Source organism: Actinokineospora sp. NBRC 105648, from assembly GCF_030269645.1.
Classification (GTDB): Bacteria; Actinomycetota; Actinomycetes; order Mycobacteriales; family Pseudonocardiaceae; genus Actinokineospora.
Map to the genome: position 1 here is coordinate 52,646 of NZ_BSTR01000032.1, position 24,256 is coordinate 76,901.

Genomic DNA, 24,256 nt, shown 5'->3' on the forward strand with positions numbered 1-24,256 from the left:
CGCGCGAGCCCGCCGGGACAACCGTTCCGCACCGGTTTCACTACCCGATTCGGTGAAAAAGGCAGCCCTGGCACCGGATCACCCCGAATGCGCGCACGCCGCTCGTAGGCTGGCGACGGTGGACCACGGCGATCCCCGGACCGCCGACCAGCTCCGGACCGCCAGTGGAGAGCCCCATGTCGTCGGATCAGGCACGCAGGCGAGCGGGCACCCGCCCGCCGCTGGCCGGGCTGCTCGACGAGGCGGGCCGGGCGGCGGCCGAGGACCCGGCCCTGGCGGCGGCCCTGCTCGAGGAGGCGGTCGGCTCGGGTCTCGGCGCGGCCGATGCCGCGGTGGTCCGCTCGGTGCTCACCCTGCTGCGGGCCGTGCACACCCCCGCCCTGGGCGCCGACAAGAGACACAGCACCGAGGGGACCGACCGAACCGACAACCTGGATGGCGCCGTGCCCGCGCCGCGGTCCGGGGTGTTCCCGGTGGTCGACCGGGCGCTGGTGGTGACCATCGACGCGCTGGGCACGATGACCGCGACCCCGGACGCGGTGCGCGACCTGCTCGGCTACCCGGTCGGCGAGGTCCCGGCCGACGGCATGCGGGCCCTGGTGCACCCCAACGACCTGCCCGCCGTGCAGCGCGCGTTCGAGTCGATGGTGCGCGCGCCGGGCAGCCAGGTCGAGGTCGACGCCCGGGTCCGGCACGCGGGCGGCCACTGGCTGGTGCTGGGCATCAGCATGGTCAACCTGCTCGACATCACCGGCATCAACGCGGTGGTGGCGCACGCGCACAACGTCACCGAGCGGCGCGCCGCCGAGCGGGCGCTGGCCACCGAGCGGTCCCGGCTGCGCGAGCTGGTGCTGCACCTGGCGGGCGCGGTGGTCGTCGACGACGGCCTGCGGGTGATCATGGACAACGCCGCGTTCGACAGGCTGCTCGGCACCGGCGGCGCCACCGGGCTGGCGGTGGCCGAGTTCGTCGACCTGGTCGCCACCGCCTCCGCCGACCGCGCGACCACCCAGGAGCTGCTGGCAGGCCTGGTGCGCTCGGGCACGCCGCACCGCGGCGTCCGGCTGGCGCTGGCCGACGGGCGGATCGCGACCTGCGACGTGGTCCCGCTGCGCGCGGGCACGCTCTGGTACTTCCGCGACGTCACCCGGGAGACCCGGGAGTCCGCGGCCCGCTCGGAGCTGGAGGAGACCAACCGGGCGCTGGAGGAGGCGGCCGCGCTCAAGGGCCGGTTCGTGGCCACCGTCTCGCACGAGCTGCGCACCCCGCTCACCGCGGTGCTCGCGTTCGGGGAGATGCTGGCCGACTCCCCCGAACCGCTCACCGCGGAGCAGGCAGGCCACCTGCGGGTGATCAGCCGCAACGCCGAGCGGCTGCTGCGGCTGGTCGACGACCTGCTGCTGCTCTCCCGGCTGGAGACCAACCAGCTGTCGATGGCCTTCACCGAGGTCGACGTGGCCGACCTGGTGGGCAAGGCGGTCGAGGACCACGCCGCGGTCGCCGTGCGCACCGGCACCGCGGTGACCGCCGAGGTGCGGCCCGGCCCGCCGATCCACGGCGACCCGGCCCGGCTCACCCAGGTGCTGGGCAACGTGCTGGCCAACGCGATCAAGTTCACCCCGGCGGGCGGGGCGGTGCGGGTCAGCGCCACCCCGGCCCGCTCGGGCTGGGAGGTCGCGGTCAGCGACACCGGGATCGGCGTGCCCGCCGCCGACCTGCCGAGGCTGTTCGAGGCGTTCACCCGGGCGTCCAACGCGAGTGAGGCGGGCATCCCGGGCAGCGGGCTGGGGCTCTCGATCTGCAGGCAGATCGTGGCCGCGCACCAGGGGTCGATGGGGATCGAGAGCACCGAGGGCATGGGCACCACGGTGCGGATCACCCTGCCGGGGGCGCCGCGATGAGCACCGTGCTGGTGGTCGAGGACGAGCCGGACATCGCGCTGGCGCTGCGGGTCATCCTGGAGCGCGCGGGCCACCAGGTGCGGGTGGCGCCCGACGGCCGGGAGGGTCTGCGCGCGCTGCACGAGACCCGGCCGACGCTGGTGCTGCTGGACATCGGGCTGCCGGTGCTCGACGGCTGGGCGGTGCTCGAGCGCATCCGCGACGTCAGCGACGTGCCGGTGCTGCTGCTCACCGCGCACGGCATGGAGGCCGACAAGGTCCGCGGCCTGCGCGGCGGCGCCGACGACTACCTGACCAAGCCGTTCTCCACCGCCGAGCTGCTGGCCAGGATCGAGGCGGTGCTGCGCCGCGCCGACGGCGCCGGGCAGTCCGACGGCCCGGTCGAGGTCTACGACGACGGCGCGGTCCGGATGGACCACCGGTCCCGCCGGGTGTACGTGTGCGGGGTGGAGGCCGAGGTCAACGCCACCGAGTACCGGTTGCTGGCCACCTTCGTCGCGCACCGGGGCGCGGTGCTCTCGCCGCGCCAGCTGCTGGCGCTGGTGTGGAACGACCCGACCGGCATCGGCGCGGAGCGGGTCAAGTTCGCCGTGCTCCGGCTGCGCCGCAAGCTCGGCTGGACCGCCCAGGACTCGCCGATCCGGGCCGCGCGCGGCATGGGCTACCGCTACGACCCGCCCCGGACCTGACTCGGACTCACCTGACCCTGGCCCGGCGTGGCGCCCGCGAAGGTGACCTTGAGTGAGGCCGACAAAACGCCCATAATTCGCACGCACTCATCGCTAATCGGGCCGACAAAGTCCGTCCGATCGCGAAAAGATAGTGACGGAAGCTAACGAAAGACAACTGATACACCGTATTGACACGCGCCGCCGCCAGATTTCCCGGCACTGTTTATTTCCCAGGGATCCAGTGTGAACCAGGACACATGGCGAAGGTAAAGGCCGATGTTACGATCCGCGCTCGCACGGCCCGGGCACCGGCTCGGGCCGCCACCGGTGGACGCGCGACCGGGAGGGGCCATGGCCACCGACACCACCCGGGACCCCCGCCAGTGGCACGAGTTCGGCAGGCGGCTGCGCGACTGGCGCAGGCGCGCGGGCCTCACCCAGGCCCAGCTCGGCCTGCGGGTCGGCTACCACCACAGCCTGATCTCCAAGCTGGAGAGCGGTGTGCGGGTCCCGCCCGCGGGTCTGGTGGACCGCCTCGACGACTTCCTCGGCGCGGGTGGCGAACTGGTCGCGCTCTGCCGCGAGCCCGCGCACGAGCCCGACCCTCCACAACGGACACTGCTGTCGGTGCTGCCCGGCGCCGCGGCCGAGCGGGCCGAGCTGGCGATCCGGTTCTGGCCGACGACGCTGCCCGCCGACGGCCTGGGCTGCCCGCTGCACGGCCCGGTCGAGTGCCCGGTGCCCGACCTGGCGACCGCGCGCGACCTGCTGGCCCTCATCGGACCCGGCCGGACCCCGCCGCGCGGCACCGAACCGGACCTGACGCACGCGCTGACCGCGCTGCTGGCCGAGTACACCCGGCTGAGCCTGGAGAGCCACTCGGACACGATCCTGGAGTCGGTGGAGTGGCTGCTGCACGCGCTGGCGAGGCTGGGCGAACGCGGTGAGCCCGCCCCCGCGCACGTCCGGCTGGCCGCCTACTTCGCCGCCATCGCGGGCAGGCTGCGCCTGCACCGGGGCAGGCGCGCGCTGAGCATGGCCTGGTTCGGCCACGGCCTGCGCAACGCCGACCTGGGCGGCGACGTGGGCGCCCGGGTGCGGCTGCTGGCCGAGCTGACCGCGCTGGCCCGGCTCGACGGCGACGTGGACACCGCGCTGGCCTGCGGGCGGGCGATGGCCGCGGCCGACCCGGGCCGGGCGTGGACCGCCACCCTGGCCGACCTGGCGCTCGCCCGCGGCCACGCGCTGGCCGGTGACGACGTGGAGTGCCTGCGGCACCTGGCCGGGGCCGAGCGCGGGCTGGGCAGGCTCGACGAGCGCGACCGGCTCGAGGTGCCCTGGCTGGCGGGCTCGATGGGCAGGCTGCGGGTCGACTCGGCGGCCGGTGGCGCGCTGCGCGACCTGGCCGCGCTCACCGGCGACCGGGCGCTGGCTCGGCGCGCGGTGGCGGTGACCGCCGAGGCGGTCGACCTCGTGCCGGAGCGGATGCGCCCGGCGTACCTGCTGCTGGTGCTGCGGCTGGCCGACGCGCACGCCTGCGCGGGCGAACCGGACGCCGCGGTGGCGGTGGCCGAGCCGGTGGCCCGCGAGGCGGAGCTGGCGGGTCGGGCCACGATCAGCGCCGAGCTGGGTGGTCTTCGGGCGCGCTTGGGGCGCCGTTGGGGCGCGGTGCCCGAGGTCCGGGCGTTCACCGCGGAGCAGCGACCCCATACGACTTGGCCATAACTACTTTGCGCGTCCGGAAATCGAACACCCGCTTTCACCTCACCATTCACGGCGGCGCGGGTAAATGCATCCCACTCCCCGGTGTATGGGGATTTGCCGGAAGTTGACAATCGGGCGTTCCCAGCATGGATTCCATTGACTGTCACATGGCCATATCTGAATGCTTCGCTGCGCTCGGTGACGTCCGCGTTCCCACCGGCGGTGCGCTCTGCCCACAAGGCGGGGCCCGGCCGTACTGAGCACCACCCTGCCCACAAGGAGCACTCGATGAAGCGCAGAACGATGACAGCCGGGGTCGCCCTGGCTGTCTTCGCTGGGACGGCGGTCGCCTTGACCGTCAGCCCGGTGTTCGCCAGCCAAGAGCAGCAAGCCCAGACCCAGGACCGCCAGGCCCTGGCCGTCTCGGCCGCCGACCGCGCGGCCGCCAGCGGCGCGGACGCGCTGGCCAAGGGCCCGGACGAGACCTACTCGCGTGACCTGGTCACGCCCTACACCGCCGACCTCTACTCGGTGAGCTACCAGCGCAGCTACCGCGGCCTCCCGGTCGTCGGCGGCGACGCCACCGTGCTGGCCGACGGCCAGGGCCGCGTGCAGGCCATCATGGCCGCGACCAAGTCGAAGGTGGCCGTCCCGTCCACCTCGGCCCGCGTCGGCAAGGCCGCCGCCGAGCAGACCTCCCGGGGCCTGCAGGCCAAGACCGACAAGGTCGAGTCCAGCCGGCTGGTCGTCAAGGTCGTCAACGACGCGCCGAAGCTCGCCTGGGAGCACGTGCTCGTCGGCAGCTCCAAGGAGGGTGGCCCGAGCCACCTCAACGTCTGGGTCGACGCCAACACCGGCGCGGTCCTGGACAAGGTCGAGGACGCCGCCCACGGCACCGTCAACGGTGAGTGGAACGGCAACGTCAACATCGACACCACCAACTCCGGTGGCACCTACCGGCTGGTGGACCCGAACCGCCCCGGCCTGCAGTGCGCCGACTACACCGGTGGCACCGTGTTCTCGAAGTCCTCGGACTCGTGGGGCACCGGCTCGGAGACCAGCAAGGAAACCGGCTGTGGCGAGCTCATGTACGCCGCCCAGCAGGAGTGGAACATGCTCCGCGACTGGCTCGGCCGCACCAGCCACAACGGCTCCGGCCGCAGCTGGCCCGCCAAGGTCGGCCTGAACGAGCAGAACGCCTACTGGGACGGCTCCCAGATCACCATCGGCAAGAACTCCGCGGGCAAGTGGATCGCGTCCATGGACGTCGTCGGCCACGAGTACGGCCACGGCCTCGACCAGAACACCCCCGGTGGCACCTCCTCGGAGGCCGGCCTGGGTGAGGGCACCGGCGACATCTTCGGCGCCCTGACCGAGGCGTACGCCAACAACGCCAAGGACACCCCGGACTACCTGGTCGGCGAGACGATCAACCTCGTCGGCAACGGCCCGATCCGCAACATGTACAACCCGTCGCAGGTCGGCAACAACCCGAACTGCTACAGCTCCTCGATCCCCAACACCGAGGTGCACGCGGCCGCGGGCCCGCTGAACCACTGGTTCTACCTGCTGGCCGAGGGCAACAACCCCGGCGGCGGCAAGCCCACCAGCCCCATCTGCTCGGGTGGACCGTCCTCGGTCACCGGCGTGGGCATCAAGGACGCCGGGCGCGTCTTCTACGGCGGCATGCTGCTCAAGACCAGCGGCATGACCTACAAGAAGTACCGCGTCGCCACCCTGACCGCGGCGAAGAACCTCGACGCGACCTGCAACCTGTACAACCGCACCAAGGCCGCGTGGGACGCCATCACCCTGCCCGCGCAGTCCGGTGAGCCGACCTCCTGCACCCCGCAGGGCGGCAACGAGTTCTCCCTGTCGCTGAGCCCGGCCTCGGGTTCGATCGCCAAGGGCGCCTCGGGCACCTTCTCCGTCGCGACCCAGACCACCTCGGGCTCGGCGCAGAACGTCTCGCTGTCGGCGACCGGCCAGCCCTCGGGCGTGACCGTCTCCTTCAACCCGTCCTCGGTGCAGTCCGGTGCCTCCTCGACCGCGACCGTCTCCGTGGGCGCGAACGTCACCGCGGGCTCGTACACCATCACCGTGACCGGTGCCGGTGCGACCAGCCACACCGCGACGTACAACCTGACCGTGACCGGTGGCAACGACCCCGACCCGAACCCGACCGCGCCGAACATCGACGTGGCCGCGGTTCAGGCGCACCTGTCCCAGCTCGGCACCATCGCCTCGCAGAACGGCGGCAACCGCCGCGCCGGTAGCGCGGGCTACACCGCGTCGGTCGCGTACGTCAAGAGCAAGCTGACCGCCGCGGGCTTCACCGTGTCGGAGCAGGTCTGCACCACGTGCACCTACCGGTCGAACAACATCATCGCCGACTGGCCGGGTGGCGACGTCAACAACACCTACATGTTCGGTTCCCACCTCGACGGCGTGGCCGCGGGCCCGGGCATCAACGACAACGGCTCCGGTTCGGCCACGCTCCTCGAGGTCGCCCTGCAGCTCGCGGCGAAGAACCCGACCCTGGCCAAGCACATCCGCTTCGGCTGGTGGACCGACGAGGAGCAGGGCCTCAACGGCTCGAAGTTCTACGTCAGCCAGCTGACCTCGGCGCAGAAGACGGCGATCAAGGGCTACTACAACTTCGACATGGTCGCGTCGAAGAACGGTGGCTACTTCATCAACAACATCAACACCGCCGTCGCCACCCCGCTCAAGGAGTACTGGAACAGCCTGAACCTGTCCCCGGAGGAGAACGTCGAGGGCGCAGGCCGCTCCGACGACTACTCCTTCCAGCAGGCGGGCATCCCGTCCTCGGGCTACGCCACCGGTGCCTCGGCCCGCAAGACCTCGGCCCAGGCCACCAAGTGGGGCGGCACCGCGAACGCGGCGTACGACGCCTGCTACCACAGCTCGTGCGACACCACCAGCAACATCAACGCCACGGCTCTCGACCGCAGCGCTGACGGTGTGGCGTACACGATCTGGAAGCTCGCGGTGACCAGCACGCCGAACCCGACCAACGACTTCTCGGTGTCGTTGAGCCCGACCTCGGGCACGGTTCAGCCGGGCAACTCGGCCACCACCACGGTGTCGACCCAGACCACCTCTGGTTCGGCGCAGAACGTCACCCTGTCGGCCACGGGCGCTCCCTCGGGCGTGACCGTGTCCTTCAACCCGAGCTCGGTGCAGACCGGTGCCTCCTCCACCGCGACCATCAACGTCGGTTCGTCGGTCGCCGCGGGCACCTACTCGATCACCATCTCGGGCGTGGGCAGCACGACCAAGTCGGCGACCTACACGCTGACCGTCGGCGGCACCAACCCGGGCAACTGCACCGGCGCGAACGTGATCGCCAACGGTGGGTTCGAGAGCGGCACCTCGCCGTGGACCACCACCTCCGGCGTGATCGACGCCTCGGCGCAGGAGCCGGCGCACGGCGGTTCCTACAAGGCGTGGCTGAACGGTTGGGGCTCCGCCCGGACCGACTCCGCCGCGCAGTCGGTGACCATCCCGGCCGGTTGCTCGAACTCGACCCTGTCGTACTGGCTGCACATCGACACGGACGAGACCGAGAACGTCGCCTACGACAAGCTGACCGTCACGGTCGGCGGCACCACGGTGGCGAGCTACTCGAACACCAACGCCAACAGTGGCTACCAGCAGGTCAACGTCAACGTCGGCCAGTTCGCCGGCCAGACGGTGACCGTCAAGTTCAACGGTGTCGAGGACGCCAGCCTGCAGACCAGCTTCGTCATCGACGACGTGTCCCTGCAGACCAGCTGAACCAGCACTAGCTAGACCCACCTGAGGCAGGGGTGGGGCGCTCCGGCGCCCCACCCCTGCTTCTTTTGGCGGCCCACCCGGATCGGACATCCAGGGCATTAGTCACTTTTAGTAGCTGTTCGATTGCGCAGAAAACATATATTGGCTACCAATGTAGTTGGAGGCACGACACACACGGGGAGGCACGATGTGCGGGATCGTCGGCTGGGTGGGCTTCGACCAGGACCTGACGCAGGCGCGGCCGGTGCTCGCGGCGATGACCGAGACGATGGCCTGCCGCGGCCCCGACGACTCGGGCACCTGGCTCGCCCGGCACGCCGCGCTGGGGCACCGCAGGCTCGCGGTGATCGACCTGCCCGGCGGCGCGCAGCCGATGGCGGTGGACACCCCCGAGGGCGCGCTGGCCATGGTCTACAGCGGTGAGGCCTACAACTTCACCGAGCTGCGCGCCGAGCTGGCGGGCCGCGGCCACCGGTTCCGCACCGACAGCGACACCGAGGTGGTGCTGCGCGGCTACCTGGAGTGGGGCCCGGCCATCGCGGAGCGGCTCAACGGGATGTACGCGTTCGCGATCTGGGACGCGCGCACCGAGCGGCTGGTGATGATCCGGGACCGGATGGGCATCAAGCCGTTCTACTACCACCCCACCGCCGACGGGGTGCTGTTCGGGTCCGAGCCCAAGGCGATCCTGGCGAACCCGCTGGCCGAGCCGGTGGTCGACGCGGCGGGGCTGCGGGAGCTGTTCACCTTCACCAAGACCCCCGGCGCCGCGGTGTGGGCGGGCATGCGGGAGGTGCTGCCGGGCACGGTGGTCACCGTCGACCGCGGCGGCGTGCGCGAGCACACCTACTGGCGGCTCGACGCCCGCGAGCACACCGACGACACCGAGACCACGGTGGCCACCGTCCGCGAGCTGCTCGACGACATCGTGCGCAGGCAGCTGGTCGCCGACGTGCCGCGGTGCGTGCTGCTCTCCGGCGGCCTGGACTCCAGCGCGCTGACCGCGCTCGCGGCCGGGCAGCTGGGCGCCGAACAGGTCCGCAGCTTCGCGGTGGACTTCGTCGGGCAGGCGGAGAACTTCGTGCCCGACGAGCTGCGCGCCACCCCGGACGGGCCGTTCGTGCACGACGTCGCCGAGCACGTCGGGTCGGCGCACGAGGACATCGTGCTGGACACGAGCGCGCTGGCCGACCCGGAGCTGCGCCGCAGGGTGGTCACCGCCCGCGACCTGCCGTTGGGGCTGGGCGACATGGACAGCTCGCTCTACCTGCTGTTCAAGGCCATCCGGCAGCGCTCCACGGTGGCGCTGTCCGGCGAGTCGGCCGACGAGGTGTTCGGCGGCTACAAGTGGTTCCACCAGCCCGAGGTGCAGCGGGCGGACACCTTCCCCTGGCTGGCGGCGCAGTCGATGATCCCGACGCGCAGCGGGCTGGTGCCCGAGGTGGAGGCACTGCTCGACCTCCCCGGCTACGTGGCCGACCAGTACCGCTCGGCGCTTGCCGAGGTCGACCACCTGCCCGGCGCGGACCCGCACGAGCGCCGGATGCGCGAGATCTGCCACCTGCACCTGACCCGGTTCGTGCGCACGCTGCTCGACCGCAAGGACCGGATGAGCATGGCCGTGGGGCTGGAGGTACGGGTGCCGTTCTGCGACCACCGGCTGGTCGAGTACGTCTACAACACCCCGTGGTCGCTCAAGACCTTCGACGGCCGGGAGAAGAGCCTGCTGCGCGCGGCCACCCGGGACGTGCTGCCGCGGTCGGTGGCGGAGCGGGTGAAGAGCCCGTACCCGTCCACACAGGACCCGAGGTACACCGTGGAGCTGCAGCAGCAGGTGAAGGAGCTGGTGGTCGCCCGCGACCACGCGCTGTTCGACCTGGTGGACCACCGCGCGGTCGAGGAGATGGCCCAGCTCGACCCCGCGAGCATCGGCCAGATGGCCCGGTTCGGCCTGGAGCGGGTGCTCGACCTGGCGGTGTGGCTGGACATCTACCGCCCCCGGGTGCGACTGTCCTGACCCGACGGCGGGACAGCCCCCGCCGCCCGCGGCGGCCCCGGGAGGCACACGATGGCGGCGGACGGTGCGCACGACCAGGCCGCGCTCGACTTGGTCGTCGCGCTGCACCGGGTGATCCGCAGCCTGCGCGGCGGCGCCGGCCTGTCCCCGACCCAGCTGGTAGTCCTCTCCACCCTGGTAGAACACGGCCCGCTGCGGGTCGGCGAACTGGCCGCGCGCGTGCACAGCTCCCAGCCGACGGCCACCACCGTGGTGGCCGCGCTGACCGCGGCGGGCCTCGTGGAGCGCACCCCGGACCCGGACGACGGCCGCGCCGTACGCGTCCAGCTCACCGAGGAGGGCGAGCGCCGGATCCGGTCGGTGGCCCACAGCGAGGCCGACGAACTGGCCGCCCGCCTGCTCCAGCTGACGCAGGCGGAGGCCGACCAGGTGCGCGCCACCATCCCGACCCTGCGCAAGCTGGCCGACCTCCCGTCACGCACCGCACCGGGCCACGAACGAGGCCACCGACCCGGGTGACTTCCGACATGCGGCAGCATGACGGCGGGCGGGAACGCGACCGTGGCGCGGGTTCCGGGGCCGAGAATCCTCTGCGGCGCTCCCCCGGGCGCCGGAGGATCTCACCGAGGAGTCCAGATGAGACTGCGCGCGTTGATCGTGCTGCTGTTCACCGCCGTGTCGCTGGGAACGGCACTACCCGCCTCGGCCGACGTGGCCGCCGACAAGGTCAGGATCGAGAACTTCGCCACCGGCCGCGCCCTGGACACCGACGTCCAGGGCAACGTGTTCAGCAACCCGGCGCAGCCCAACAAGTTCCAGAAGTGGGTCCTGGAGGACGCGGGCCACGACACGGTCCGAATCCGCAACGTCGCCACCGGTCGCTACCTGGAGAGCAACGAGACCGGCACCGTCTACACGAGTCCACGGTTCGTCTACACCTACCAGAAGTGGATCATCCACAAGGCGGGCGCAGGCACCCGGCGCATCGAGAACCTGGCCACCGGCTTCGTCCTGGACACCGACCGAGCGGGCTACGTCTTCACCAATGCCGAATACCCGACCAACACCCAACGCTGGATCCTGGAAGACTGACAACTCCCGCACCGAACGGTCCGCACCGCACCGCCACACCGCACTCACTCACTCACTCACTCACCAGCTCACTCACTTTGCCCGCTCACTCATCCCCCAACTCCAGCCACAATTTCTATGCCCAGCCCACCCCCTCATCTTCACCCCTATTCTATATCCCTATCTTTATCTCTGTCCCTCAATCTCTAATCCCATCCCGCTGGAACCGCCGGCCCCGCTACGAATGTGCTCGATGAGGTGAACCGCCTTCGTGTGGGGGGAGAGCACCGCTAAACTTGCCGTGTGGTGGGGATGCCCTTCACCCGCCCTTTTTTCACCACCGCGGTGCTCTAGGGGCCCCACACGAAGGCGGTTCACCTCATCGAGCACCCATGCTTTAATCCGGCTGCCCATGTGGAGCGCCAACCCGCGGGTCGACCCCGGCACGAGCCAGGCACGTCGCCCCGCACGCAGCACATACACATGGGCTGCCCGAGTAAAGACGGGGCTCGATCTAGTGAACTCACTTCGCGCGGGGCCCCTAGAGCACCGCGGTGGTGAAAAAAGGGCGGGTGAAGGGCATTCCCCACCACCGGCAAGTTTAGCGGTACTCCTCCCCCACACGAAGCGAGTCCACTAGATCGAGCATTCGTAGCGGGCGCTGTCTTCCAGCGAGGTCGGCTTTACCAAAACTACAACTGAAACTAACACCGCGACTGCAACTGCAACTGGACAGCGAAGATACCTGCAACCGCTGAAGTATCTTTGCCGCACTAACATCACCAACCGACAATCAACCGACGTGGATGCCTGGTCTGCGGGTCGGGTCCGATTCCGCCGCCCGGATGATTTCCCTGGTGACCGGTGCGGTGTCGCCCTGTCCCAGGATCAGGTACCTGAAGACGTGGTGCAGCGGATTGCCCTCTGACCACTCGAAGTGGCAGTGCGGTCGGACCCCGGTCGCGTCGCGCAGGGCCAGCAGGATGGCGGCGATGGCGTTCGGTGCTGCCGGGCTTGCCGCGCGCAGGATTCGGAATCCCGCCACCTCGACGCCGGTGACCCGCAGGATGTCGCTGAACTCGGACGGGTCGATGACGTCGATCTCCAGGAAGATCACGTCAGCGGCGCCGGGGACCGGGTTGAGGTCGCGTTGTTCGGCTTCCTTGGCCCGGTACTCGGCCTCGTCGCCCGCCTGGCGCTTGTTGGCGATCAGGTTCAGTTTGCCGTCGTAGTCGAGTGAGTCGGTGATGAACCGCCGGGCCTCGTCGTCGAACTCGATGTGGTCGGCGCGCAGTTCGGTGGTGCGGGTGACGCGGGAGACCAGGGAGATCAGGATGACGCCCGCGACGAACATGGCCGAGATGGTGATGCCGTCCGGCTTCTCGATCACGTTGGCCACCAGCGCGTAGAGCAGCACCAGGGTCAGCACCGTGAAACCGATGGCCGAGCCGCGGGCCTTGCGGCGGATGGCGGAGACGGTGACGGCGAAGGCGCCGGAGACCATCATGGCCAGGATGCCGGTGGCGTAGGCGCCCGCCTGGGCGTTGACGTCGGCGCCGAAGGCGATGGTGATGACGATGCAGATCGCGGTGTAGACCAGGACCACCGGGCGCACGGCGCGGCCCCACTCCGGGGCCATGCCGTAGGACGGCAGGTAGCGCGGCACGATGTTGATCAGGCCGGCCATCGCGGACGCGCCCGCGAACCACAGGATCAGGATGCTGCTGACGTCGTAGACCGTCCCGAAGACCTCGCCCAGCTTGGCGTGCGCCAGGTACGCCAGGGCGCGGCCGACGGCCTGGCCGCCCGGTTCGAACTCCTTCTTCGGGATCAGCACCGTGGTGATCAGGCTGGTGGACACCAGGTACACCGACATGATCAGCGCGGCCGTGGTGAGCAGCTTGCGGGTGTTGCGCACGCGCGAGGCGAGTCGCTCCTTGGCGTCCGCGCCGGAGGCGGCGACCAGGGGCATCATGCTCACGCCGGTCTCGAAGCCGGATAGGCCCAGCACCAGCAACGGGAACGCCAGGATGGCCGGGCCCGCGATGTTGCCGCCGGAGGTGAGCGCGCCCCACCAGTCCGACACCAGCTCGGGGTGGGCGACCAACTCCACCACGCCCGCCACCACGATCACCGCGTTGAGCGCCAGGAACACCCCGACCAGCGGGATCGCCACGATCACCGCCTCGCTGAAGCCGAGCAGGAAGACCCCGCCCAGGATCAGCAGCAGCACCACGGTGACCAGCACCTCGCGCCCGTGCAGGAAGGACGGGAAGAACGGGTTCTCCACCATGTGCACCGTGGCGTCGGCCGCCGACAGGGTGATGGTGATGATCCACGAGGTGGCCACGAAACCCAGCAGCACCAGCACGAACACCTTGCCGCGCCAGAACGGCAGCAGCTTCTCCAGCATCGCGACCGAGCCCTGGCCGTTGGGGCTCTCCTTGGCCACCCGCCGGTACATCGGGAGCATGCCGAACAGGGTGAGCACCACGATGAGCAGGGTGGCGATCGGCGAGAGCGCGCCCGCCGCGACGGCGGCGATGGCGGGCAGGTAGGACAGGGTGGAGAAGTAGTCGACGCCGGTGAGGCACATGACCTTCCACCACGCCTGCGGCTGCCCGTGCTCCTCTTCCCCCGCCCGGCCGACGGGCGCGACCCGGTGCTCCATCAGCCACCGGTTGAGCCGCCCGCGCGGTGGTCCGCCCTTGGAGTGGGACTCGACCCTGGTGGGGAACGCGTAGTCGGGCGGCGTGGTCATCGGGGTCCCTCGCGGTGCGCAGTGGCGTGGCGGTGACAGCATGCCCCAGCCGGGGCCGCCATCGGCGAAAGACCCGCCACAGATGGATGTGGCGACCACCGCCCGCACGAGTGCGTCGCGTCCTCAATAGACCGACAATTCGCCCATCTAGCCGCGAATGCCGCGATCAGCGCTCGATCAGCCCACGACTCGTGGCCACGGCCACCGCAGCGGTGCGCGAGTCGACGCCGAGCTTGGCGTAGACGTGCACCAGGTGGGACTTCACGGTGGCCTGGCTCAGGTGCAGGGCCCGGGCGATCCGCTCGTTCGACAGCCCCGCCGCCACCAGGCCCAACACCTCGATCTCGCGCAGGCTCAGTGCCTCGGTTGGGGTGCGTACCCGGTCCATCAGCCGGGCCGCGACCGTGGGCGCCAGGGCGGAGCGACCTGCGGCTGCCGTGCGCACGGCAGCCGCCAACTCCTCCGGTGGCGTGTCCTTGAGCAGGTAGCCGGTGGCGCCCGCCTCGATCGCGGTGAGGATGTCGGCGTCGGTGTCGTAGGTGGTGAGCACCAGGACCTTGACCGCGCTCCCCCTCGCGGTGATCCGGGCGGTCGCCTCGGCGCCGGACATGCCCGGGCCGAAGCGCAGGTCCATGAGCACGACGTCGGCCTCGTCCGCCCGCTCGAGCGCCTCCTGCGCGGTGCCGGCCGCGCCGACGACGAGCAGGTCGGGCTCGGTCTCCAGGACCGCGCGCAGGCCCGCGCGGACCACCGGGTGGTCGTCGGCGATCAGTACACGGATCACGCCGGACGCCAGGGCAGGGTCACGACGACGGCGGTGCCCGCGCCCGGGGCCGACTCCACGGCCAGCGTGCCCGCGAGCGCGCGGGCCCGGGCGCGCATGGCGGCCAGGCCGAAACCGCTCCCCGACTCGGGCGGGGTGGACAGGCCGACGCCGTCGTCGACCACGTCGAGGGCGACCTCGTCGTCCATGTAGCTCAGGGTCAGCTCGACGGAGCCCGCGCGGGCGTGGGTGACCACGTTGGCCAACGCGGACTGGGCGATCCGCAGCAGCGCGACCTGGTGGGTGGTCGGCAGCGCGGTCTCGGTGCCCGAGACGTGGCAGCGCACGGCGAGCCCGGACGCGGCGGCCGTAGTGGCGCACAGCCTGCCCAGGGCGGCGGGCAGGGAGCCACCGTCGAGGTCGGGTGGACTCCAGTCGCGGACGAACCGACGGGCCTCGGCCAGGTTGTCGGCGGCGGCCTGACGGGCGGCGCGCACGTGCGGTAGCGCAGGGCCTACTGCGGTCCGCTCAGCGGCGGTGAGCAGCAACTGGATGCTGGCCAGCCCCTGGGCGACGGTGTCGTGGATCTCCTGGGCGAGCCGCTCACGCTCAGCGAGCACCCCAGCCGCGTGCTGCGCGGCAGCCAGGTCGCCACGAGTGGCCGTGAGCTCCTCGATGAGCTCGCGCCGGCGCTCGCTCTCCCGGTGCAACCGCTGGTAGCCCAGCACGGTGGCCACCGCGACGGCGGCGCCCAGAGCGGGCCCGACCACCATGCCGAGGGTGAGCGCGTGCCGGTGCCAGCCGAACCCACCGATCGCGGCGGCAGCGGTGAGCACGACCGCGGGGACGGCCCAGCGGGCGGGGAGCAGCCGCAGGTGGGCGAAGTAGAGCGGGAAGGCGAACCAGATCCCGTCGGGGGTGAGCGCGAGCAGGACGAGCCAGAGGCCGGACAGCGGCGCCAGCCAGCCCGGGTGCCGAGTGGTGAGCGCGTAGGCGATGGCGGTGGCGGCGCACAGGGCTGCGGTGGCCAGGTCGCGGACGGCCGGGAGCACTAGCAGGGCGAGGGCTAGTAGGTGGGGGCAGGCGGTGAGTAGGCGCGTGGTCACAGTGGTTACCAGGGTAAACGTGGCTGTGGGGGTGGGCATCAATCGAAAGGTTGAAGGTCTAAGTGGACCCGCGTTGACCTGATGGGTGTTGCTGCCCTGAGTTGCCCGGCTTACAAGCGGGGCTCGATCTAGTGAACTCGCTTCGTGTGGGGCCCCTAGAGCACCGCGGTGGTGAAAAAAGGGCGGGTGAAGGGCATCCCCACCACACGGCAAGTTTAGCGGCACTCCTCCCCCACACGAAGCGAGTCCACTAGATCGAGCATCCGTAGCGGGGCCGCCGGAACCAGCGGGGTCGGCCTTCGGCTGCGGTACCAGCGATGGCGGGTTTCTTGTTCCGAGGTACCTCCTCCCCCTCTCTCTCCTCCTGCCCTCTCTCTCCACCCGCCCTCTCAATCGGAAGGTTGAGTGCCCTGTGGACCGTCTGGTTGGTGGGGTTCGATCTCGCGCGTGATGCCTTGGGCGGGTGTTTCCGGACAGGCTTGGTCTGGGCCGGGTGGTCCGGTCAGGGAAGGGAAGTCGAGTGTTCGTGGCGTGGCGTGAGCTGTGGTTTGCCCGGGGGCGGTTCGGGTTGATGGGTGGGGTGGTGGTGCTGATCACCGTGTTGGTGGGGCTGTTGTCGGGGCTGACCGCCGGGCTGGGGGCGCGCAACACCTCGGCGGTGGCGGGGTTGCCTGCCGATCATCTGGTGTTCGCGGCTGACGCCGGGTTCGCCGATTCGGTGCTTGGCGCGGACGTCGCGCAGGCTTGGGCTCGGGTGCCCGGGGTTCGGTCTGCGACGCCGGTGCGGATCAGCATGACTCGGGCGCAGGTCGATGGGCGGTCGGTCGGGGTCGCGGTGTTCGCTGTCCCCGACGGGTCGCCGTTGGCGCCGGTCAGGTTGCGGCAGGGGGTGGCGGTGGTGTCGTCCGGGGTTGGCGGGCGCAGCACACTGAGTATCGGGGCTGATTCCTACCAAGCAGTCCCAACATCCACAGAGGACTATTACAGCCATGCCCCGGTCGTGTGGGTCACCCTTCCCGCCGATGCGCCCGCGACCGTGTTGGCTCTGTCTACTTCAGACATCGACCTCGTGGCAGCCGACCGTTCCCTTGGTACGCACACGGTGGAACTGGGTGACTCGTTGGCCGAGATCGGGTCCTTCGCGGCGGAAAATGGTTCGCTGCAGCTGATGCGTGGGTTCCTCTTCGCGATCTCGGCGCTGGTCGTTGGCGCGTTCTTCACCGTCTGGACCATCCAACGCGGGGCCGATGTCGCGGTGCTGAAGGCGTTGGGAGCATCGACGCCCTATCTGCTGCGCGACGCTCTCGGTCAGGCGTTGGTACTGCTCGCCATTGGTGCGGTGGTGGGCACCGCGATCGCCTTGGGTCTGGGTGCGTTGGTGGGGTCCGCCGTGCCGTTCGTGCTGGACCTGCCGACGGTTGCTCTGCCCGGTGCGGTGATCGTGGTGCTCGGCCTGCTCGGTGCCGCGCTGTCCATCCGCCGCATCACCTCTGTCGACCCGCTGACCGCGCTCGGGAGTACTCGATGAGCCTGTCCCTGAACGAGGTCACGCTGACCTACCCCGACGGCGCCGGGCGGCTGACGGCGTTGGACGCGGTGACCCTCGAGGTGCCCGCCGGGTCGCTCACGGCTGTGGTCGGTCCGTCCGGCTCGGGCAAGTCGAGCCTGTTGGCGGTGGCCGCGACCCTGGTCCGACCGGACTCCGGGGAGGTGAGCATCGGCGGCACCACCACCGCCGGTCTGAGTCGCGCGGCGTTGAGCGCGTTGCGCAGGCGCGCGGTGGGGATCGTGTTCCAGCAGCCGAACCTGCTGCCCGCGTTGACTGCGGTCGAGCAGTTGCAGGTGATGGCCCACCTGGACGGCCAGTTGACTCGCGCGGCGCGGGCGAAAGCGTTGCTGCTGTTGGAAAGCGTCGGGATCGGCGAGTTGGCGCACCGGCGTCCGCACCAGCTCTCCGGTGGGCAGCGGCAGCGAGTCAACATCGCTCGGGCGTTGATGGTGAGCCCGTCTGTGCTGCTGGTCGACGAGCCCACCAGCGCGCTGGACCACGAACGTGGTGCCGCGATCGTCGAGCTGCTCGCCGCGCACACCCGGGCCGAGGGCATCGCGACCGTTCTGGTCACCCACGACACCAGCCACCTGGCGTCCACTGACGCGCTTGTGACCCTGGCCGACGGCGCCGTCAGATCCCAGTAAGGATCAGATCACGGTAAGGGTCAGGGTGGCCGAGTAGGTCCCGGCGGGTACCGAGGTGGCCACCCGCAGCTCGACGTCCGCGGTGAGGTGCGCGGTGCCCGCGCCGCGGGTCGCGGTGGCCAGGATCCGGCTGGTGGACAGGTCCGCGGGCGGGCCCGCGGTGACGACCTGGACGGGCGAGTGGTCGACCACCACGGGTTTCCAGGTCAGGTTGGCCGCGCCGATGGTGCCTTCGGTGCCGGTGAAGTCGGTGACCTGGCCGGACACCGACCAGCCCGGGTCGCCCGCGCGGGTGTCGGTCACGGTGATCGGGTTGAGCGAGCCCGCCGTCAGCCGGATGGCGCCGTCCGGTGTCATCGCGGGCGGCGGGAGCACGACCGCGCCGGGGGTGACCGAGATCAGCAGCTCCCCCGGCTGGACCACGGTGGTGATGTCCTGCCGCGCGGGCGGTTGTGGCCCGGCGCAGTCGCGCGGGCCTGCGGTCGCGCCGGGGATCGCGGTGAGCTGGTCGCGAGTGGCTCGGGCCTGCGCGGCGGGTAGCGGCGCGAAGCTCAGCCGCGCCACGTTCTGCTGCCCGTCGCACACCGCGTAGGACACGAAGTCGGCGAGGGCGCGCCCTTCCTCGGCGGTGAAGCGCGGGCCGAGAGCGGTCGGCACGACCAAGTAGGTGTAGCCCGACAACGGGTACGCGGCCGGGTCGAGGCTGCGCAGGACTGGCGAGTAGTCCACCGATCCGTCCACACCGGACGTGGCCGAGGCCAGGGCGGCGGTGACCGCCGCGGGGTCGGGGGCGGCGTAGGCACCGGAGGCGTTGGCCAGGGCAACGGTCGGCAGGGCGGCGTTGAGCGCGTAGGACCGCTCGACGTAGCTGATCGCGCCCGGTCGCTGGCGGACGTAGTTGGTGACCCCGATCGAGCCGGACTGCGCGACGACCCCGCCCACGCTCGGGAAGGACGTGCTCGGCACGCACGACGGGCACAGGTCGTCCCACCCGGGCGCCTGCGCCAGCCAGCGGGTGAACGCCAGCGTGGTCGGGGCGGAGTCCGCGCGCACGACCGGGACGATCGGCAGCGACGGCAGCGCGAGACCGGGGTTCTCGGCGGCGATGGCCGGGTCCGACCAGTCGGTGACCGCCCGGGTGAAGACCTTGGCCGCCAGCTCGTCGGACAACCGCAGTTCGGTGACCTTGCGGCCGCCGACGGTCAGGTTGACCGCGAGCACGGTGGCCGACGCGGCGACCGGCAGGTACCGCAGCGGCCGCGCGGGCGGCGGCACGCTGGACTGCGGGTAGGTCAGCTCCGTGGCGGCGAAGTGCGTCTGGGACGCCGCGAACTGGGTCAACCCGTCGGTGCTACCGGTGCCCACGTAGTTCACCCGCAGACCGCGCTGGTTCAGCTCGAACCGCCACTGGTCGACGAGGTTGAACGCCGCCGTGGATCCTGTCCCGGAGATCGACGGGTAGGCCTCGGCCGCCGCGGGCAGGACTCCCGCGACCAGCGCGGCGGACATGACGGCACCCAGGACCGCGATACGCACCAAAGCACACTCCCCAGTTGTGACTGTCCGTGACGCTCGCACGCAGGGGTGAACGGCCCGCCCACGGCGGGTGAACGACGGACGGCGCTAGATGACGGTCAACGTCAGCGTCGCCGCGTAGGGGCCGGGGGCGCGCACCAGCAGGTGAAGACCAGCCGTCAAGTGCGCCGTCCCGCGCCCGGCGTCCGGCCCGGCAAGGGCGAGCACCCGGCTCGAGCCCAGCCCCGCCATCGACGGCCCGGCCGTCACCACCTGCACCGCCGACTGGTCGACCACCACCGGCGACCAGGACAGCCACTCGGCACCGACCGTCGCCGACTCCCCGACCAGCTCGCTGAGCTGCCCGGACGCGCTCCACCCCGGATTCCCCGCCCGCGTGTCGGTGACCGTCACCGGGCTCAGCACCCCGGAAGCGGTGTACCAACCGCCCTCCCGAGCCACCGCCGGGAGCCGCAACGGCCGCAGGTCCACCGAGATCACCAGCTCTCCCGGCACGACCGCCACACTGATCGACTCGACCGAACCCGCCACCTCGACCGAACCCGCCGCGCGCACCGAAACCGGCTCGGCCCCCGCCGGGCTCGCGCCCAGCAAGACCGCCAAGCCGACACCCACCACGAGCGCACCACGCATGCTGTTGATCTCCCGAACGCCGACACCGATCGCCGGACGTTCCCAGGGGGAAGTGAACAGCGCCCCCGCCCGGGCCGAACAACGGACGTCCGGCACACCCACTGGCGACGGGAACCCCCGGGTGGTCGAAGTCCGGAGCACGGGGGGTGGGCGCGCGGAAAGGGCCCCGGACGCGCCGTCCGGGGCCCTCTTCGCCGTGGCTAGGCCACTACCTGCACCACATCACCCGGTGCGAGGTTGTTGTAGAACATCTTCGCCGCCTCGTGCGAGAGGTGGATGCAGCCGTGCGACTTCACCGTCAGGCTGCCCTCGTGGAAGGCGATGCCGCTCCTGGTGAAGAACACCGAGTACGGCATCGGCCCGTTGAAGGCCTGGCTGTAGTGGTCGATGTCCTTGTAGGTCACGGTGAACGTGCCGGGCGGGGTCAGGTAGCCCGGCCTGCCGCTGGTGATCGGGACCGAGCCGTAGGTGACGGCCCCGTTCCGCATCAGCCACGCGGCGTTCGCGCCCAGCGAGACGCACGCCCTCGCCTGCTTCCCGCACGGTGCCGCCGAAGCGCTCGCCGCGGGTGCGGTCAGCACCCCCGCGGTGCCGATCGCCGCCATTATCGTGGCGACGCCGAGGGTCTTGCGCAGCGTTCCCATGGTCGACCTCCCATCCGCCCGCCGTGGGCGGGCTCGTGTTTGGCGCTGTCTCAGGTATCGATCATGTACCCCGTCCGGTCCGCGGCCAACCCCCCAGCCGGGAACGCCGCCGGATCAGGTGACGCCGCAAGCCTTCCTCGTGCGCGAGCCCCACCGCCCGGGCGTACGCCTCGTCTGCCTCGATCGGGTGACCCAAGCGGGCCAACCACTCCGCGCGGGCGGCGTGCCACAGTGGATAGTCAGTGAGCCCGGAAAGGCTTTCCACCTCGGACAACCCGGCCGCGGGGCCGTCGAGCTCGCCGGTGGCCACCGCCCGGTTGAGGCGCACGACCGGGGTGTCCAACACGGTGAGCAACACGTCGTACCAGGAGCGGACCGCGGCCCAGTCGGTCGGCTCCAAGGCGTGGCAGGCGGCGATCGCGGCCTGCACCACGTACGGGTCCGGGCGCCCGGGCGAGCGCCGCAGCCCCTCCCCCACCAGGACAACCCCCTCCGCCACCAGCTCCGGGCGCCACCGCGACCGGTCCTGGTCGGCGAGCAGCACGGGGTAGCCCTCGGCGTCCCACCGGGCGGCCCGCCGCGAGTGCTGCAGCAGCATCAGCGCCAGCAGGCCGAGCACGGCGGGCTCGTCGGGCATCAGCTCGCGCAGCAGCCTGCCCAGCCGCAGCGCCTCGTCGGCCGCGGCGGCGTTGTCGACCGCGTCGTAGCCGGTGGTGAACAGTAGGTACACCGTGGCCGCGACGCCGCGCAGCCGGTCGGGCAGCTCGTGCGCTTCCGGGACCCGGTAGGGGATCCGGGCGAGGGTGATCTTCTGCCGGGCCCGGGTCAGCCGCTTGGCCATCGCGACCTCGGGCACCAGCAGCACCCGCCCGACCTCCGCGGTCGACAGTCCACACAGGACCTTGAGGGCGAGGGCCACCTGGGTGGCCTCGGCCAGGCTCGGGTGGCAGCAGGTGAACACCAGCCGCAGCAGGTCGTCGCGGACGGCGGCGGCGGGCTCCGGCTCGGGCGGGCGCGGGTCCACGGCGGCGGCCTCCTTGCCGCCGCGGGCCGCCTCGCGACGCAGCAGGTCCACCGCGCGGCGGCGCGCGGTCAGCGTGAGCCAGGCCCGCGGCTCGGGCGGCACACCCAGCCGCGGCCAGGTCTCCAGCGCGCGCAGGACCGCGTCCTGCACGGCGTCCTCGGCCAGCCGCAGGTCGCCCAGGACCCGGACGAGCGTGGCCAGCACCCGCCTGCCCTCGTCGCGCACCAGGCGGACGAGGGCGGCGGTGGCGGCCGGGTCGGGCGGGGTCACATCGGGATGACGGGGCGGACCTCGACGGTGCCGGACCAGGCCGACGGGATCCGCGCCGCGACCGCGACCGCCTCGTCGAGGTCGGCGCACTCGAGCAGGTAGAACCCGGTGAGCACCTCCTTGGTCTCGGCGAACGGGCCGTCGGTGGTGATGACCTCGCCGCCCTTGCCCTTGACCCGCACCGAGGTGGCGGTGGCGGTCGGGTACAGCGCCGCGCCGCCGCGGATGACGGTGGCCGCGGCCGCGCCGAACTCCTGGTAGGCCGCGGTGGTCTCGGCGCGCGCGGGGTCGGACCAGTCGACGTCGGCGGTGTAGATCAGGGCCGCGTAGGTGGGCATGGCGTGCTCCTCGGGTGTCGCGTCCGGCCGCGTCGGCCGGACCTCACCCTAGGTACGAACGGGCGGCCCGCTCCAGGACACCTCCGGGGCGACTGTTTTCCGTAACCATCCGGTGACAGCGGACCGCGGCCCGCTTGTGGTCCGCGACCATGGTCGATCAAGCGATCACCACAGTCCGAGTCCCCCCGGGAGGCCGCATGGACACCCTCGTCCACTCCTACCTCTACCTGCGCCGCGCGATCGGCGTGATCGGTCTGGCGCTGCCGGTCGTGCTCGTCGTCGGGAACCTGCTCGCCGACGGCGGCATGCGCAACTCGATCAGCGGCTACTACTACAGCGACGTGCGCGACATCCTGGTCGGCGCCATGTGCGCGGTCGGCGTGTTCCTGTTGTCCTACCGGGGTTACGGCCGCGTCGACGACATGGCGGGCAACATCGCGGCGGTGGCCGCGGTGGGCATCGCGCTGTTCCCGACGCTGCCGCCGAACCCCACCGGCGGCGACCGGGTGGTCGCGGCCCTGCACATCGCCTTCGCCGCGGTGTTCTTCCTGACGCTGGCGTTCTTCAGCCTGGTGCTGTTCCGCAAGTCGGACGACCCGACACCGGACCGGCGCAAGCGGCAGCGCAACGCGGTCTACCTGGTGTGCGGGATCGCGATCCTGGCGTGCCTGGCGCTGATGGCCGTGCTCGGGTTCTTCCTCGACCCGCAGACCGCCCACCTGCGCCCGGCGCTGTGGCTGGAGGCGGGCGCGATCCTGGCCTTCGGCGTCTCCTGGCTGACCAAGGGCGAGGCGATCCTCGGCGACCTGCGACCGGGGCGCGACCGGTAGGCCGCCGCGACCAGTGCGCCGCCCCGGCCACCGGGGATGTGGTGGCCGGGGCGGCGCGGTGACCGCCCGGGGCGCTCCCGGCCCGCACCGTCCTGCGAGTGGGTCCGCCCCGGGCGGCCGATCTGGGACGAGCCGGACGCCGGGGGCCCGGTGGGGACCCCCGGCGTCCGACTACCGCCGTCGCCGCGTGCGAGGTGCGGCGGTAGCGCGTGACCGGGCTAGCTGCCGGTCTGCTGGCGGATCCAGGTCACGTTGGCCGCGATCCCGGTGTAGAGCGTGGTGGTGGCGCACTCGCCGCCGTTGTCACCGGGGCCGTGGGTCTCGCCGACCAGGGTCCAGTTGCCGCGGGTGCCCACGACGGCCGGGCCGCCGGAGTCGCCGTGGCAGGCCGAGTGCGTGCGGTCGCCGGAGACGCAGATGTCGGTGGACGTGCCGCCACCGGCGTAGCACCGGCTGGCGGGCAGCAGGGTCAGGTCGATCTCCTGCAGGGTGGTCGGGGTGCTGCAGGACGGCCAGTTCAGGCAGCCCCAGCCCAGCAGCCGCACGCCGCCGCCGGAGGCGGGGTTCGAGGTGGCCAGCTTCACCGGCGCCTTGGTCGAGGCGGTGGACAGGTGCATCAGGGTGAGGTCGGTGCCCGACTTGGTGACGCGCCGGTCGATGCGCAGCAGCTCACCACCGGAGTTCTTGTTCGTCGAGCCGATCCGGCCCTGCGACGCGCTGCCGCAGTGGTTGGCGGTGACGATCCACTGCGGGGCCACCAGGCTGCCACCGCAGCCGTTGCTCAGCGAGACCATCCACGAGTAGGTCTCGGTCGCGTTGTGCCCGCCGATGATGCTGGGCTGCATCTCACCGGTCTGGCTGGCCGAGGCCGAGCCGACGATCGAGAGCACCGCCGCACCGGCGACGGCCAGGGCCGCGATAAATCTGCGCATAAGAGTCTTCCAATCGGCGTTGTGCACGCCTTGCAGGGTTGGACGAGGACATATGGCA

19 protein-coding genes are annotated in these 24,256 nt (G+C 71.3%); 10 read left to right on the plus strand and 9 right to left on the minus strand.

Going from position 1 to position 24,256, the window contains the following annotated elements; translation table 11 throughout:
- Positions 1–176: 176 nt before the first annotated feature.
- From QSK30_RS24600 to QSK30_RS24630, 7 genes are all read left to right on the plus strand, one after another.
- The gene (locus QSK30_RS24600; protein WP_285506188.1) at positions 177–1,901 is read left to right on the plus strand and encodes a PAS domain-containing sensor histidine kinase; all 1,725 of its coding nucleotides are present in this window, start codon (positions 177–179) and stop codon (positions 1,899–1,901) included.
- Positions 1,898–2,590 (plus strand): response regulator transcription factor, encoded by a 693-nt coding sequence (locus QSK30_RS24605; RefSeq protein ID WP_285506189.1) that lies wholly within the window; start codon positions 1,898–1,900, stop codon positions 2,588–2,590. Before QSK30_RS24600 ends, QSK30_RS24605 begins: the two co-directional genes overlap by 4 nt.
- 333 nt (positions 2,591–2,923) lie before the next feature.
- Positions 2,924–4,297, plus strand: coding sequence for a helix-turn-helix domain-containing protein (locus QSK30_RS24610; RefSeq protein ID WP_285506190.1), 1,374 nt, complete (start codon positions 2,924–2,926; stop codon positions 4,295–4,297).
- A 267-nt stretch (positions 4,298–4,564) separates the two neighbouring features.
- Positions 4,565–8,077: a M20/M25/M40 family metallo-hydrolase gene (locus tag QSK30_RS24615; protein WP_285506192.1), complete on the plus strand. Its 3,513-nt coding sequence runs from the start codon at positions 4,565–4,567 to the stop codon at positions 8,075–8,077.
- A 187-nt stretch (positions 8,078–8,264) separates the two neighbouring features.
- Entirely contained in the window at positions 8,265–10,094 is a 1,830-nt protein-coding gene (gene asnB, locus QSK30_RS24620) for an asparagine synthase (glutamine-hydrolyzing) (RefSeq protein WP_285506193.1), read from the plus strand.
- A gap of 51 nt (positions 10,095–10,145) precedes the next feature.
- Positions 10,146–10,613 (plus strand): MarR family winged helix-turn-helix transcriptional regulator, encoded by a 468-nt coding sequence (locus tag QSK30_RS24625; protein WP_285506194.1) that lies wholly within the window; start codon positions 10,146–10,148, stop codon positions 10,611–10,613.
- A gap of 117 nt (positions 10,614–10,730) precedes the next feature.
- The gene (locus QSK30_RS24630) at positions 10,731–11,186 is read left to right on the plus strand and encodes an RICIN domain-containing protein (RefSeq protein WP_285506195.1); all 456 of its coding nucleotides are present in this window, start codon (positions 10,731–10,733) and stop codon (positions 11,184–11,186) included.
- A gap of 772 nt (positions 11,187–11,958) precedes the next feature.
- On the opposite strand, the gene QSK30_RS24635 is transcribed toward QSK30_RS24630, so the two are convergent.
- The 3 genes from QSK30_RS24635 to QSK30_RS24645 form a co-directional block, all read right to left on the minus strand.
- Positions 11,959–13,926: an APC family permease gene (locus QSK30_RS24635; RefSeq protein WP_285506196.1), complete on the minus strand. Its 1,968-nt coding sequence runs from the start codon at positions 13,924–13,926 to the stop codon at positions 11,959–11,961.
- A gap of 166 nt (positions 13,927–14,092) precedes the next feature.
- Positions 14,093–14,710, minus strand: coding sequence for a response regulator (locus QSK30_RS24640; protein WP_285506198.1), 618 nt, complete (start codon positions 14,708–14,710; stop codon positions 14,093–14,095).
- Entirely contained in the window at positions 14,707–15,795 is a 1,089-nt protein-coding gene (locus QSK30_RS24645; protein WP_502871881.1) for a sensor histidine kinase, read from the minus strand. Before QSK30_RS24645 ends, QSK30_RS24640 begins: the two co-directional genes overlap by 4 nt.
- Positions 15,796–16,378: 583 nt before the next feature.
- Here QSK30_RS24645 and QSK30_RS24650 point away from each other — a divergent pair.
- Both QSK30_RS24650 and QSK30_RS24655 read left to right on the plus strand, forming a co-directional pair.
- The gene (locus QSK30_RS24650) at positions 16,379–17,323 is read left to right on the plus strand and encodes an ABC transporter permease (RefSeq protein WP_502871882.1); all 945 of its coding nucleotides are present in this window, start codon (positions 16,379–16,381) and stop codon (positions 17,321–17,323) included.
- Positions 17,320–17,991 (plus strand): ABC transporter ATP-binding protein, encoded by a 672-nt coding sequence (locus QSK30_RS24655; protein WP_285506201.1) that lies wholly within the window; start codon positions 17,320–17,322, stop codon positions 17,989–17,991. Before QSK30_RS24650 ends, QSK30_RS24655 begins: the two co-directional genes overlap by 4 nt.
- 3 nt (positions 17,992–17,994) lie before the next feature.
- On the opposite strand, the gene QSK30_RS24660 is transcribed toward QSK30_RS24655, so the two are convergent.
- The 5 genes from QSK30_RS24660 to QSK30_RS24680 form a co-directional block, all read right to left on the minus strand.
- Positions 17,995–19,527, minus strand: a complete 1,533-nt coding sequence (locus QSK30_RS24660; protein WP_285506202.1) for a substrate-binding domain-containing protein — start codon at positions 19,525–19,527, stop codon at positions 17,995–17,997.
- Between the two features lie 87 nt (positions 19,528–19,614).
- Positions 19,615–20,160, minus strand: a complete 546-nt coding sequence (locus tag QSK30_RS24665; RefSeq protein ID WP_285506205.1) for a hypothetical protein — start codon at positions 20,158–20,160, stop codon at positions 19,615–19,617.
- 200 nt (positions 20,161–20,360) lie between these two features.
- Positions 20,361–20,804, minus strand: a complete 444-nt coding sequence (locus QSK30_RS24670; RefSeq protein ID WP_285506206.1) for a L,D-transpeptidase — start codon at positions 20,802–20,804, stop codon at positions 20,361–20,363.
- A gap of 61 nt (positions 20,805–20,865) precedes the next feature.
- Entirely contained in the window at positions 20,866–22,098 is a 1,233-nt protein-coding gene (locus QSK30_RS24675; RefSeq protein ID WP_285506208.1) for an RNA polymerase sigma factor, read from the minus strand.
- Entirely contained in the window at positions 22,095–22,436 is a 342-nt protein-coding gene (locus QSK30_RS24680; protein WP_285506210.1) for a YciI family protein, read from the minus strand. Before QSK30_RS24680 ends, QSK30_RS24675 begins: the two co-directional genes overlap by 4 nt.
- 197 nt (positions 22,437–22,633) lie before the next feature.
- Between QSK30_RS24680 and QSK30_RS24685 the strand changes: the two genes are divergently transcribed.
- Positions 22,634–23,266, plus strand: coding sequence for a DUF998 domain-containing protein (locus tag QSK30_RS24685; protein WP_285506212.1), 633 nt, complete (start codon positions 22,634–22,636; stop codon positions 23,264–23,266).
- A gap of 218 nt (positions 23,267–23,484) precedes the next feature.
- Here the strand turns inward: QSK30_RS24685 and QSK30_RS24690 are convergent, their stop codons facing one another.
- Positions 23,485–24,225, minus strand: a complete 741-nt coding sequence (locus QSK30_RS24690) for a S1 family peptidase (RefSeq protein ID WP_285506214.1) — start codon at positions 24,223–24,225, stop codon at positions 23,485–23,487.
- Between the last annotated feature and the right edge of the window lie 31 nt (positions 24,226–24,256).